Raw genomic sequence first — 13,273 nt, forward strand, 5'->3', positions numbered from 1 at the left:
TTGTAAATCATTCATGATAAGAAGGTAAGGGTGAGTGAGGTATAAAGTCACACAACTTACCTTCACCTAGCAGCGTGTTAGCCGCTTCAATATCGGGAGCAAAATACCGGTCTTTATCGTAATAGCTAACATGTTGGCGCAGTAATGCTTTGGCACTTTCTACTTTATCACATGCGCGCAGGGGGGCTCTAAATTCAAGCCCTTGAGCAGCACTAAGCCATTCAATTGCCAGTACGCCTTGGGTATTATTAGCCATATCAACCAGTCGCCGTGCTGCAAAAGTTGCCATAGACACGTGATCTTCCTGATTAGCCGAAGTCGGTAAGCTATCTACCGACGCTGGGTGTGCTAAGGATTTATTTTCAGAGGCCAGCGCTGCTGCGGTAACTTGAGCAATCATAAAGCCGGAGTTTACCCCGCCGTTTTCCACTAAAAATGGCGGTAATTTTGACAAATTAGAGTCTATTAGTAGTGCAATACGTCGCTCGGCTAAAGCGCCTATTTCAGCAATGGCAATCGCAAGGTTATCTGCAGCCATTGCAACGGGCTCTGCATGAAAGTTACCACCAGAGATAATATCTCCTACATCTGCAAATACCAGTGGGTTATCGGTTACTCCGTTTGACTCACATAAAAGCACCTCGCTAGCTTGGCGTATTTGGGTTAAGCACGCACCAAGTACTTGCGGTTGGCAACGCAGACAATAAGGGTCTTGTACTTTTTCACAATTAATATGTGAGTCGCTTATTTGTGAGTGGGTGTGCAGGAGTTCTCTAAATACGTGGGCGGTATCAATTTGCCCACGTTGACCACGCACCTCATGAATGCGAGCATCAAATGGTGCGCGACTGCCCATGGCCGCTTCTATGCTTATAGCGCCAATAACGCAACTTTGTGCATATAAATCTTCGGCTCTAAATAATCCCTGTAGCGCAAATGCGGTGGATGCTTGGGTGCCATTTAATAAGGCTAAACCTTCTTTAGCGGCTAATGTAAGAGGTTCAAGGCCTGCAATTTTTAGCCCTTGTGCAGCGCTTATCAGCTCACCTCGGTAACGCATTTGCCCTTCACCTAATAGAGGTAAACACATATGTGCAAGGGGAGCTAAATCGCCGGATGCACCCACTGAGCCTTTTTTTGGCACGCAGGGGTAAACTTCATTTTTAAGCAATTGTATAAAAAACTCAATCACAGCTAAGCGAATACCAGAATACCCTCGTGATAAGGAGTTTATTTTTAGGGTGATCATTAACCTAACAGTGTTGTCATCCATTAATTCGCCAATACCGGCAGCATGTGAAAGCACAATACTGCGTTGTAATAGCTCAAGCTCATCATCCGCTATTTTAGTATTGGCTAGTAAACCAAAGCCGGTATTAATACCATACACAGTGCGGTGCTCGTTTATTACGTTTTGCACTGTTTGAGCACTGGCTGCTATTTGCTCAGCTGCCTTACTAGCGAGTGTTAAATTAACGGCTGATTGATTAATTTTTCTTAGGGTATGTAAATCAAGTGTCCCGGGTGTCAGTGTGTATGAAATCATGACTTATCCTTATTAAGCATTGGTAGGTCGAGGTTTTGTTGTTGCGCACAGTTTTGTGCAATCTCATAACCGGCATCGGCGTGGCGCATTACACCAGTGGCAGGGTCGTTCCACAATACTCGAGCAAGACGCTGCTCTGCTTCATCACTGCCATCGGCAACAATCACCACACCAGAGTGCTGACTAAAGCCCATGCCGACACCACCGCCATGATGAAGCGATACCCAAGTAGCCCCGCCTGCGGTATTCAGCAGTGCATTTAATAGTGGCCAATCTGAGACCGCATCGGATCCATCTTTCATGCTTTCAGTTTCACGATTAGGGCTGGCAACCGAGCCTGAGTCGAGATGATCTCGCCCTATAACGACTGGTGCTTTGAGCTCACCGCTTTTAACCATATCGTTAAAGGCAACAGCAAGGCGTGCTCTGTCTTTTAGACCAACCCAACAAATACGTGCAGGCAAGCCTTGAAATTGAATTCGCTCACGCGCCATGTCGAGCCAATTATGCAAATGCGTATCATCAGGGATAAGTTCTTTTACTTTGGCATCGGTTTTATAAATATCTTCAGGGTCGCCAGATAGGGCTACCCATCTAAACGGGCCAATACCTTCACAAAATAATGGGCGAATATAAGTAGGTACAAAGCCTGGGAAGTCAAAGGCATTACTTACGCCTTCTTCGAGTGCCATTTGACGAATGTTATTACCATAGTCGGTGGTCGCTGCTCCGGCTTGTTGTAGTGCCAGCATCGCCTTTACTTGCACCGCCATTGACTGTTTAGCGGCTTTTACAACCGCTTGTGGGTTATCGATTCGCATTTTTGCAGCATGCTCCATACTCCAGCCTTGTGGCAGGTAGCCATTAAGTGGATCGTGCGCTGAGGTTTGATCGGTGACTATATCGGGGGTAACCCCGCTTTTTACTAAAGTACTAAAAACATCGGCGGCGTTACCCAGTAACCCCACAGAAAGCGCATCACCTTTTATGCAAGCATCGGTTATTAATTTTAGAGCATGTTCAAGATCTGTGGCTTTTACGTCGACATACCCTGTTTTTATCCGAAAATCGATACGGCTTTCATCACACTCCACCACTAAGGCACTGAATCCTGCCATGGTGGCCGCTAATGGCTGTGCACCGCCCATACCACCTAGGCCACCTGTTAATACCCATTTACCTTTAGGGTTGCCTAAAAAGTGCTGTTTTGCCATTGCTATAAAGGTTTCATAAGTGCCTTGTACAATGCCTTGAGAGCCAATATAAATCCAAGATCCTGCGGTCATTTGGCCGTACATCATCAAGCCTTTTTTATCTAACTCGTTAAAGTGTTCCCAGTTAGCCCAATGCGGAACAAGGTTGGAGTTTGCAATTAACACTCGAGGCGCATTGCTATGAGTTTTAAATACACCTACAGGCTTACCTGATTGTACTAATAAGGTTTCGTCATCTTCGAGGCGTTCAAGCGTGGCAATTATTTTGTCATAGCTTGGCCAGTCACGTGCTGCACGGCCAATACCACCATACACTACTAAAGCCTGAGGGTGCTCTGCAACATCAGGGTCTAAATTATTCATTAGCATGCGTTTAGCTGCTTCGGTTTGCCAGCTTTTTGTGGTTATTTGATTGCCATGTTGCGCGCGTATTGTGCGCTTTGTGTCTAGTCGATGATTCATTGTGCTCTCCTGTCTGGTGTTATTAAGCGTTGTGCGCTTTATTATTTTTAAATGTTAATTGTCCGCCCAAACGATACTTACTGCCCGGCGATATAAGTCGTGCAAAACTCACAATGCCGTTAACCGACCAAGTGCGGCGGATCACTTGTAAACAAGGCTCTTCGTTATATAAGTTAAGCCATTGACATACTTCATTGTTTGGCGTGATTGCTTCTACGGTGTGCCTTGCTTGCGTTAAAGGGGCAACCGTTGATAGGTATTCATGTGGAGTGAGGGTCGTAAAATCTTGCTGTAAATAATCCTTTGCAAGTGGCGGGTTTACAAAGCGCTCTTCAACTTGTAGAGGACTGTCGTTTTCGTTATGAACTAATACACTTCTATAAACAACACTGTCTATGTCAACGCCTAGAGCAATTGCAATAGGCGCCACTGCCTTAATTGATTCAAGCACATGTATAGTACAGCTGTAGTTTCCGTTTCGCTCTTTGACCTCATGGGCTATGTTTTTTATTTCCAGTAATGACGACTGCGACTTAAAACTTGCGACAAAGGTACCTAGTCCTTGGCTGCGAGTTAAAATTCCGGTATCAGTGAGTTCACTTAGCGCCCGACGTGCGGTCATTCGACTTACTGCAAATTGTTTCGTTAGCTCATTTTCTGAGGGCACACGTTGGTTTTCAAGCCAAATCCCGCTGCGTATTTTATCTACAATAAACTGTTTTATTTGCATAAATTTAGCTGTTGCCATAGGGTGTTTTTAGTGTCTTAAAAATAAACAATACGGAATAAGATGGCATAATTATCTTGTATATACAAGATGTGTTGTTAGACTCGTTTTACACCACCATGGAGAGACTTATGCAGGCCACAGAATTCACAACACAATTAAATGATATCGATTTATTACTCACAGATGCCAATATTGCCACTATGGATAGCAATATTGATGCGCCTTATGGAGCGATAGAAAATGCAGCGTTAGCAATTAAAAATGGAAAAATAGTCTGGCTAGGTGAGCAAACTAAGTTACCTAACTTTGATGTACTAACTACGCCAATATTAAGTGTTAAAGGGCAGTGGTTAACCCCTGGCTTAATTGATTGCCATACTCATTTAGTGTTTGCCGGTTCCCGTGCGCAGGAGTTTGAGCAACGTTTGCAAGGAGTCAGTTACCAGCAAATAGCCGCGCAAGGGGGGGGGATTGCAAGTACGGTTAAAGCAACCCGAGAAGCTGATCACGAACAGCTGTTTGTAATGGCTAAAGATCGTTTAAATGCGCTGTTAGCCGAAGGGGTAACAACGGTTGAAATTAAGTCTGGATATGGGCTTGATATACACAATGAGAAAAAAATATTAGAGGTTGCTAGGCTATTAAATCAACATCATCCCATTGAAGTGGTAAACACCTTTTTAGGGGCACATGCGCTTCCTTTAGAATTTAAAAACCGCAGTGATGATTACATTGATTTAGTGTGTAATGAAATGTTAAGTACGCTTGTTGAACATGATTTAGTGGATGCAGTGGACGTATTTTGTGAAGGGATTGGTTTTAGTTACGCACAAACACAACGTGTATTTAACGCGGCTAAAAAGTATGGTTTGGCAGTTAAATGTCATGCTGAGCAGTTATCTAATCAACAAGGGGCAACGCTGGTGGCGCAATATAATGGCTTGTCGGCGGATCATTTAGAATACCTTGATGAAGCAGGCGTAAAAGCTATGGCAAACGCAGGCACTGTGGCGGTATTACTGCCTGGCGCATTTTATTTTTTAAAAGAGACTAAATACCCGCCAATTGAATTGTTAAATAAATACAAGGTGCCAATCGCTATTGCCAGTGACTTTAATCCCGGTACATCGCCGTTATGTTCATTACAATTAATGATGAATATGGCCTGTACTTTATTTAATTTCACCCCAGAGCAAGCATTAACTGGAGTAACAGCGCACGCGGCTCGTGCTTTAGGTTTTAGTGATAGAGGCGTATTAAAAGTAGGCGCTCGTGCAGATATAGCACACTGGCAAATAGATCATCCTGCACAACTAAGTTATCAGTTTGGGGTAAATAAACTGTTAAATTTATGGATATTGGGTAAACTTAGTTAGTTTTTATAAAATTAACTCTTAAATCTATGTTTTTTTTGATGTCAGTGAGTGCTTAAGCTATGGATGAAATGTTATTGAGCGGTAGCAATTTAGCCATTTTTTTAAGTGGCGCACTTTTAATGGCTATGGTTGCTACCTTATTAACGGTAAAAAGTAATATTCAGCGGCTCGGTTTTTTATACACTGGGCTTGTTGGATTAGCTATGGTAAGCACTGCCATATCTTGGTTTGCTATTTTATTGGCCCTAGGGTTTGGATTTAATTTATATCATGTGAATTTGCTAAAGCAAAAAACGCCACGTCTAATAAGTGCCTTTGCCACAGGGTTGTTTTTATTATTATTAATAGGCTACCTCTTTTTTACAGTGCATTTAGCCTGGCTTGTTTTAGCTATTTTAATGCTCTGCGTAAGTGGCTTGTTAACTAATAATCAATCGCCGGTTGCTGCGCCTTTTAAGTCGCAAACCAAACCTGAGGTGTTTGTTGAAGACTCCCCCTTAGCCAGTTTTCCCGATAAACAACAATTACGTCAAAAGTATAATGAGCTTACCAGTGAAGGTGTATTAAAAGCTGCGCTTGTCGTGTTAAGGCTAGAGGGATTTACGCAAGTTAACCAGCATATAGGTCGAGATTTTGGTGATTTACTGCTTGCCCAGTCAGCAAATAGAATAAAAAATTTATTAGACAGTGAGCAAGTGTATTACCTTGCCCAGCACGCTAAGTTAGCGCATTTGGGCGGGTTAAATTTTGCATTTATTTGTGATCTGCAAAACCATCATCATTTGCACCAACAGCTTATAGAGCAAATTATTGGCGCTACCTTAAAACCATTTAACGTGGCTAATTGCACTATTGAAGTAAAAGTAAGAGCGAGCTACGTTCACTGTGATCACCATAACGATAGTTTTGATGATTTTATTAGTCATGCTTACTTAGCGCTTGATAGCCAGCCAAGTAAACAAATAGTGGCATATCATCAACAAATGACAATTGAGCATATACAGCAGCAGGCGCGTTTAACTGAATTAGCAAATATTAATTTCGCCGATGAATTTGAATTGTTTTTTCAACCTGTGATTCGAAACAACGATGGTCAAGTTGAATTTTTAGAGTTGTTACTGCGCTGGCAACACCCAACACAAGGTACTATATCAGCGAGTCGATTTATTAATGATATTAAAATTGCAGGGCTTGGTTATTCACTCGCGACTTTCGTAATTAAACGAGCTGGTGAATTGGCCAAGTCGCTTCGTATAAAAGGAATGTCAGTGCCTTTAAGTATTAACTTATTTGGCCCCGAAATGCTCAATGAAGAGTTTGTTGATTTTGTTTATGGGGTTATTGGTGAGTATCAACTAAGGCCAGGCGATTTAATTATAGAGTGCCCGCTACATGTTTTTATTAGCCTTGATGATAAAGGCAGAGCCATGATTGCAAGGCTAAACAGTTTAGGTTTAAAGGTGTGCGTTGATGGTTTGGGAGATAATCCAGTATTGCTCTCTAAATTACCCAGTTTAGCAGTGGAATATATTAAAGTGTCTCCGGCATTAACCGCCGACTTTAGTAATCAAAGTAACATACGCAGCTTAGTAAGTGGCATGGTTGAAATGCATAACCTGCAACAAACAAAAGTGATTTTTGAGGGAGTGGAAACCTTAGATCAACTTAAATTTGTAAAAAGTTTAAATGCTTATGCTTCACAGGGGTATTATTTTGGTCACCCTTTAAGCAGTTTAGGACTAATAAGTTGGGTTAAACAGTGGCTAGAGGCACAAGAGCTTTAAAGACTGTGTTTTGTTTGTAAGTAGGTATTCACTAAAGCGCTGATCACTTGGCCACATTGTAATTTACCGGCTGCTATAGATTGAGGGTGTTGTGAAGGGGCAGCTTCACATAAATGCAAATATGCACTGCGGTGGTTGTTTGCAGCTAAGTAAACATAATGCTCAGCGTCACTCACATCAAATCCACAATAATTAAATGCACTTGCAGGCATATTCGTTAAGCTATCTAAATCAACTTCCACTCCTAACGGGGCGTTATCAAATGCATTTAGTGCATTATTTGTTGCATCCGTTAAGTTTATTGCTCGCCTAACATTAATAGCTTGATAGCTGGTGTAGCTAAAATTTGCACTGTGCATGGCATTAAAAATGGCCTGATTGTTTTTAAGCTCATGTAAACCAATAACATGGTAATTTTTCAGATGCTGCTCTTGATAAGCATATCCAAATCCATTGCCACTGTGTCTGCCTTCACACTCTCGAAAGTCGGCATGGGGGTCTAAATTAATGGCATTAATTGCGCTGTTGTTATGTTTGGCAAGCGAGCGAATAATACCTAAACAGTTATTATGCCCACCGCCAATAATAATGGGTTCAAGCCCTGCTTTAAAAATCAGGCTTAAAACTGCTTCGACACGCAGATCTATTTCAGCACACAGAGTGCGAAGTTGAACTAAGTCATCAGGGTTTTGATTATCAAGCAGCTGCGCTTGTTCCATTAAGTCATCGAGGTTTACCTCGCCAAGTAGTAGCACTTTTTGCATGGCGATAGCGTGATTGTGAGGCTGGTTTAAAAAGTGTTGTAAAAAAGCTGGCCAAGCATGCTGTGCTCCGCCTTTACCTAGATTGGCTCTAGGTCCAATATCTTCGCAAACACCCAGTAAAACAAAGCGCATACCAAATTGCACAGCGTCATTTAGCGCTTGCTGAATGTTGTCTTCGGCATCAAGTAATGCCATTGACTGCCACGCTTTTAGCTCACCAGCGCGGTGAGTGCAAATGCGCTCAACCGTGCTTTCATTATATATCTTAAGATGAACAGTCACGTTAAAGTTCTATAATTTCCAGCTCTAATTCTTCAGCGGAAAGCACAATACCTGTACTGTCGGCATAAACAAAGTCATCATCAAAAAATGATACGCCAGCAAAATTAACGCCTATCCCGCTTTCACCTGCGCCTTCACTGTCTGCGGCAACTGGAATTGAAGCAATGGCTTGAATGCCTATATCCAGTTCTTCAAGTTCATCAACGTGACGCAATGCGCCATACACTATGATACCTTGCCAATTATTTTCAAGCGCTAGTTCAGCCAACTCAATGTCAATTAATGCTCGGCGGGTTGAACCACCCCCGTCAATAAGTAAAATTTGATCAGTACCATCTTGAGCAAGTAATTGACGAATAAGCTCATTATTTTCAAAACATTTTATTGTTTTAATGCGGCCACCAAAGCTGTGTTTACCACCGAAGTTGATGAACATAGGTTCAAGCACATCAACCACATCAGCAAAGTGGTCACATAAATCAGAAGTGCTGTAATCCATTATTTTATCCTCAAAAGATACATAAGTTAGTCACTTAGTATACCCTCCTTACATGCAATAACAACGACTGAATCGCAGTAAATTTAGCCTTAATCAGCACTAAGTTAAGTACAAAAATAATAATTTTTTCATAAATATGTCATTTTTTTATCATAAAATGATGCGCTACATTTTTGATAAGGTTCTTTATCTTATTCATCAGTGGCAAGAGTTATGAAATTGAGCAATACTGTTGTTAGGCTAATGGTTTTATATTGCCCATTTGTTTAAAGGGAATTTGTTAATGGTTAAATTTTACCGGCGATCCCTTTTACTTTTAGTCAAAATTAATGATTTAAACAAAACAAAGCATCACATTATTTTGCGCTGGCAAATATAAATAGGTATTTAAAATGAATTTGTTACAAAATATGAGCATTAAACGTCGTTTACAACTTAATGCATTGGTTGTTGGCTTAGCAATGATAGTGATGCTGTTTATTATCATTTATCAATCTCGCATTATGCTGAAATTAAATGAGACGCTTCAGTACTCACAAGATCTAAATGTTCATGAACTGACGATGCGAAAATATGAAAAAGACTTCTTGTTTTATAAAGATGAATCAAGGCTTGAGCTGTTTACTCAAGAATATGAACAGTTACAAATAAAACTAGAAAAGTTAACGGTATTGTCTTCTGATTTAAGACTTGCGACTGAGCAAGTAAATCAACTCTCTTCGCTTGTAAAGCAGTACAACGAAGACTTTGAATCAGTTGTAAAACTGCAACGAACAATTGGTTTGCATTCAAAAGATGCGCTTTATGGCGAACTCCGCCAGGCTGTGCACAATATAGAAACACTGCTTTATGAGCAAAATAACTACCAGCTACTTACAACTATGTTACAGCTTCGCCGTGCAGAAAAAGACTTTATGTTGCGTTTAGATATCAAATATTTAGATCGATTTAATAATTTGGCTAGTGAGTTAAAACAACAAGTCAATGCTGCCGAGTTACCCAATGACGTACGTACTCAAATAATCAAACTATTTAATAATTACCAAGTTAAATTTACCCAATTAGTTAAGGCGCAAGTTGCACTAGGTGTCGATCTTAACTCGGGCGCTTTAGGTAAAATGAGGGCGAGTGTCAACAAAAGCGATGACGTGGTTTCTTTGATCACTGAGGCGACTAAAGAGCAAGTAAGTAAAACGGCTCAACAAACACAACTATCAGCAATAATTATATTTGTTGTGGCTAGCGTGATTGTTATGTTGCTTGTGTACTTAACCAGCCGTTCGATTATTCAGCCAATTGAAAAGGTTTACAAAGCGATTGATAAGATCAGACGAAATAATGATTTAAGTTTATTTATTGAACACAAAGGAAAAGATGAAGTAACTAGAATGACTATCGACTTTAATAGTCTAATTAGTGATTTTAAAGATCTTATTTATGAAGTAAACACAGCATTAAAAACACTAAATCTTGCCACTGAAGATCTATCGAAGACAACAGCAGCTACCAGCTCAGGTATGCAAGAGCAATTGCATGAAGCAGATATGGTGGCAACCGCGGCCACAGAAATGCAGGCAACGATTCAAGATATTTCGCATAACACTGAAGCCGCGGCTAAAAAAGCAGAATCTACCAATATAAGCGCTCAGCAAGGTCAAGTTGAAGTAGAGTCGACTATTAAACATATTAATGCGTTATCAGACTCTTTAGTAAAGGCATCGGGCGTGGTATCGCAGTTAGAAAAAGATGGTGAAACGATTGGATCAGTGCTTGATGTTATTCGTGCAATTGCAGAGCAAACTAACTTACTGGCATTAAATGCGGCCATTGAAGCGGCTAGAGCCGGCGAGCAAGGCCGTGGCTTTGCGGTTGTAGCAGATGAGGTTCGTTCACTTGCACAGCGCACGCAAGAGTCTACCAGCGAAATAGAAGGTATAATCAACACCTTGCAACAGCGTACGCAAGAGGTTGTAAGTATTATGCATCAGTGTCGTACACAAGGAGGCGAAAGTGCGACGCAAGCCACAAAAGCGGGTGAGTTGTTAAGCTCAATTACTAACGATGTACAAACTATTATGGAAATGAGTACACATATTGCAACAGCAATAGAGGAGCAAAGCCAAGTCGCATCAGAGGTTAATAAAAACGTGGTGCGTATTCGTGATATTGCTGAAGGAGCCTCTGCCCATTCATTAACAAATGCGCAAACCAGCGAAGAAGTATCTGAGCAAGCAAGGGTGTTGCATCAAGCAATATCAAAGTATAAAGTTTAAGCCTTATAAAACCAATAAAGTTTAAGGAACAAACTTTATTGGTACGCTGTCTTTGTTATTTTCGTGTTGTTTAACACGCTCCAAATACGTATCCCATAAGCCTGTTTGCTGAGCTTGTAATATAGCAAAATAGTGCCAACTAAATAGCCCACTGTTATGCCCATCATCAAACGCTAAACGCAATGCATAATGCCCGACCGGCGTGATAGTTTTAATGCCTACAGACTGTTTATTAAGTACTAGTTTCATAGGCTCAGAGCCATGGCCTTGAACCTCTGCTGAGGGAGAATGGACACGCAAAAACTCGGTACTAAATATAGCTTTTGAATGATCATCAAAAAAAACATCTAGGTTTTTACTCACACTATGATAGTGCACTTTAGTTACTTGTTTCATCGTTATCTCAATGTGTAAAAAAGCCTCCAAAGGGAGGCTTTTAGTATAACGCGTTATATTTGCAATTAAAGAATAAAGCGACTTAAGTCTTCATCTTCAACCAGCGCACCTAGATGTTTTTCAACATAGGCGGCGTCGATTACTAGGCTAGAACCCGCCTTTTCAGAAGCGTCATATGAAATTTCTTCCATTAACCTTTCCATCACTGTATGCAGACGACGAGCCCCGATATTTTCAGTTTTCTCGTTTACTTGCCATGCCGCTTTTGCAATACGCTCAATCGCATCATCGCTAAATTCGATAGTTACTTGTTCGGTTTTAAGTAGCTCTCTTTGCTGCTCTGTCAGTGATGCGTGTGGCTCAGTTAAGATGCGTTTAAAGTCATCGGCTGTAAGTGGCTCAAGCTCAACACGAATAGGTAAGCGACCTTGCAGCTCAGGGATCATGTCTGATGGTTTAGACATTTGGAATGCGCCAGAGGCAATAAACAACATATGATCAGTTTTGACCATGCCATGCTTAGTGTTAACGGTAGAACCTTCAATAAGTGGCAGCAAGTCACGTTGTACACCTTCGCGGCTTACATCTGGCCCTGAGGCTTCACCACGTTTACAAATTTTGTCTATTTCATCAATAAACACAATACCGTTTTGTTCTACTGCAAAAATAGCTTGTTCCTTTAATTCTTCAGGATTAACTAATTTTCCAGCCTCTTCTTCGGTTAGAAGTTTAAATGCTTCTTTAATTTTAAGTTTACGTTTAGTGCGTTTATCGCCGCCCATATTTTGAAACATGCCTTGTAGCTGGTTGGTCATCTCTTCCATGCCAGGAGGCGCCATAATTTCAATATTAGGCTGTGCTTGTGCTAAATCAATATCAATTTCTTTGTCATCTAACTGGCCTTCGCGTAATTTTTTACGAAATGATTGGCGTGTTGATGAGTTTTCATCTCGCTGAACGTCACCGTATTGATCTTTAGCGGGAGGTAATAGTGCATCTAATATACGTTCTTCAGCGGCTTCTTCGGCACGATGTTTGAACTTTTTAGTTTGTTGTTCGCGGGTCATTTTAATTGAAACGTCGACTAAATCACGAATGATAGTTTCAACTTCTTTGCCCACATAACCTACTTCGGTAAATTTAGTCGCCTCAACTTTGATAAAGGGCGCATTAGCAAGTTTGGCTAATCGACGAGCAATCTCCGTTTTACCAACACCTGTTGGGCCTATCATTAAAATATTTTTTGGCGTGACTTCTGCGCGTAAGTCTTCATTTAACTGCATCCGGCGCCAGCGGTTACGAAGGGCAATAGCAACTGCTTTTTTCGCTTTAGTTTGACCAATAATATGTTGGTCAAGCTCATGAACAATTTCTCTTGGGGTCATATCAGACATAGCGAGTTCCTATTACAATTCTTCAATAGTTTGAAAGTTATTCGTAAATACACAGATATTGCCGGCAATTGTGAGGCTTTTTTCTACAATTTCACGCGCGCTTAAATCGGTGTTTTCTAGTAGGGCCGTGGCGGCAGATTGCGCAAAGTTACCACCGCTACCAATGGCAATTAGGTCGTTTTCTGGTTGTACTACATCACCGTTACCGGTAATGATTAGCGAAGCCGTTTCATCAGCAACGGCAAGTAAAGCTTCAAGTTTTCGCAGTGCACGATTGCTGCGCCAATCTTTTGCCATTTCTACAGCGGCTTTAGTGAGGTTGCCTTGATGCATTTCTAATTTGCTTTCAAAGCGTTCGAAAAGCGTAAAAGCATCGGCAGTTCCCCCGGCAAAACCAGCGATTACTTTGCCATTATAAAGACGTCGAACTTTTCGGGCGTTACCTTTCATTACTGTATTACCAAGGGAAACTTGGCCGTCACCGCCAATAACAACTTTGTTATCACGGCGTACACTTACTATTGTAGTCATGCTATTCCTCATCATTGCGCTG

11 protein-coding genes are annotated in these 13,273 nt (G+C 41.2%); 3 read left to right on the forward strand and 8 right to left on the reverse strand.

The window, feature by feature from the left end; all coding sequences use genetic code 11:
- Nucleotides 1-7: 7 nt before the first annotated feature.
- From hutH to hutC, 3 genes are read right to left on the reverse strand one after another with little or no spacing between them, the layout of a single operon-like run.
- Complete coding sequence (gene hutH, locus AC6H44_RS00735) at nucleotides 8-1,546, reverse strand: histidine ammonia-lyase (protein ID WP_500736873.1); 1,539 nt, start codon at nucleotides 1,544-1,546, stop codon at nucleotides 8-10.
- Nucleotides 1,543-3,222, reverse strand: a complete 1,680-nt coding sequence (hutU, locus tag AC6H44_RS00740) for a urocanate hydratase (RefSeq protein ID WP_500736875.1) — start codon at nucleotides 3,220-3,222, stop codon at nucleotides 1,543-1,545. Before hutU ends, hutH begins: the two co-directional genes overlap by 4 nt.
- A gap of 22 nt (nucleotides 3,223-3,244) precedes the next feature.
- Nucleotides 3,245-3,970, reverse strand: a complete 726-nt coding sequence (gene hutC, locus AC6H44_RS00745) for a histidine utilization transcriptional repressor HutC (RefSeq protein WP_500736877.1) — start codon at nucleotides 3,968-3,970, stop codon at nucleotides 3,245-3,247.
- Nucleotides 3,971-4,080: 110 nt separating this feature from the next.
- Here hutC and hutI point away from each other — a divergent pair, with 110 nt between their 5' ends.
- The gene (gene hutI / locus AC6H44_RS00750) at nucleotides 4,081-5,328 is read left to right on the forward strand and encodes an imidazolonepropionase (RefSeq protein WP_500736878.1); all 1,248 of its coding nucleotides are present in this window, start codon (nucleotides 4,081-4,083) and stop codon (nucleotides 5,326-5,328) included.
- Between the two features lie 59 nt (nucleotides 5,329-5,387).
- Entirely contained in the window at nucleotides 5,388-7,112 is a 1,725-nt protein-coding gene (locus AC6H44_RS00755) for an EAL domain-containing protein (RefSeq protein ID WP_500736879.1), read from the forward strand.
- Here the strand turns inward: AC6H44_RS00755 and AC6H44_RS00760 are convergent.
- A complete protein-coding gene (locus AC6H44_RS00760) occupies nucleotides 7,109-8,158 on the reverse strand; it encodes a formimidoylglutamase (protein WP_500736881.1) in 1,050 nt (349 codons plus the stop codon). The two genes, AC6H44_RS00755 and AC6H44_RS00760, sit on opposite strands and share 4 nt — an antisense overlap.
- A 1-nt stretch (nucleotide 8,159) precedes the next feature.
- Nucleotides 8,160-8,657 (reverse strand): ribonuclease E activity regulator RraA, encoded by a 498-nt coding sequence (gene rraA, locus AC6H44_RS00765; RefSeq protein ID WP_500736882.1) that lies wholly within the window; start codon nucleotides 8,655-8,657, stop codon nucleotides 8,160-8,162.
- A gap of 392 nt (nucleotides 8,658-9,049) precedes the next feature.
- Between rraA and AC6H44_RS00770 the strand changes: the two genes are divergently transcribed.
- The gene (locus AC6H44_RS00770) at nucleotides 9,050-10,930 is read left to right on the forward strand and encodes a methyl-accepting chemotaxis protein (RefSeq protein ID WP_500736884.1); all 1,881 of its coding nucleotides are present in this window, start codon (nucleotides 9,050-9,052) and stop codon (nucleotides 10,928-10,930) included.
- 21 nt (nucleotides 10,931-10,951) lie between these two features.
- Here AC6H44_RS00770 and AC6H44_RS00775 read toward each other — a convergent pair whose 3' ends face one another.
- The 3 genes from AC6H44_RS00775 to hslV form a co-directional block, all read right to left on the reverse strand.
- Complete coding sequence (locus AC6H44_RS00775) at nucleotides 10,952-11,326, reverse strand: gamma-butyrobetaine hydroxylase family protein (RefSeq protein ID WP_500736885.1); 375 nt, start codon at nucleotides 11,324-11,326, stop codon at nucleotides 10,952-10,954.
- Between the two features lie 65 nt (nucleotides 11,327-11,391).
- Nucleotides 11,392-12,720, reverse strand: coding sequence for an ATP-dependent protease ATPase subunit HslU (gene hslU / locus AC6H44_RS00780; RefSeq protein WP_500736886.1), 1,329 nt, complete (start codon nucleotides 12,718-12,720; stop codon nucleotides 11,392-11,394).
- A gap of 12 nt (nucleotides 12,721-12,732) precedes the next feature.
- Entirely contained in the window at nucleotides 12,733-13,251 is a 519-nt protein-coding gene (gene hslV / locus AC6H44_RS00785; RefSeq protein ID WP_500736887.1) for an ATP-dependent protease subunit HslV, read from the reverse strand.
- Between the last annotated feature and the right edge of the window lie 22 nt (nucleotides 13,252-13,273).

Source organism: Pseudoalteromonas sp. TAP-3C, from assembly GCF_059888565.1.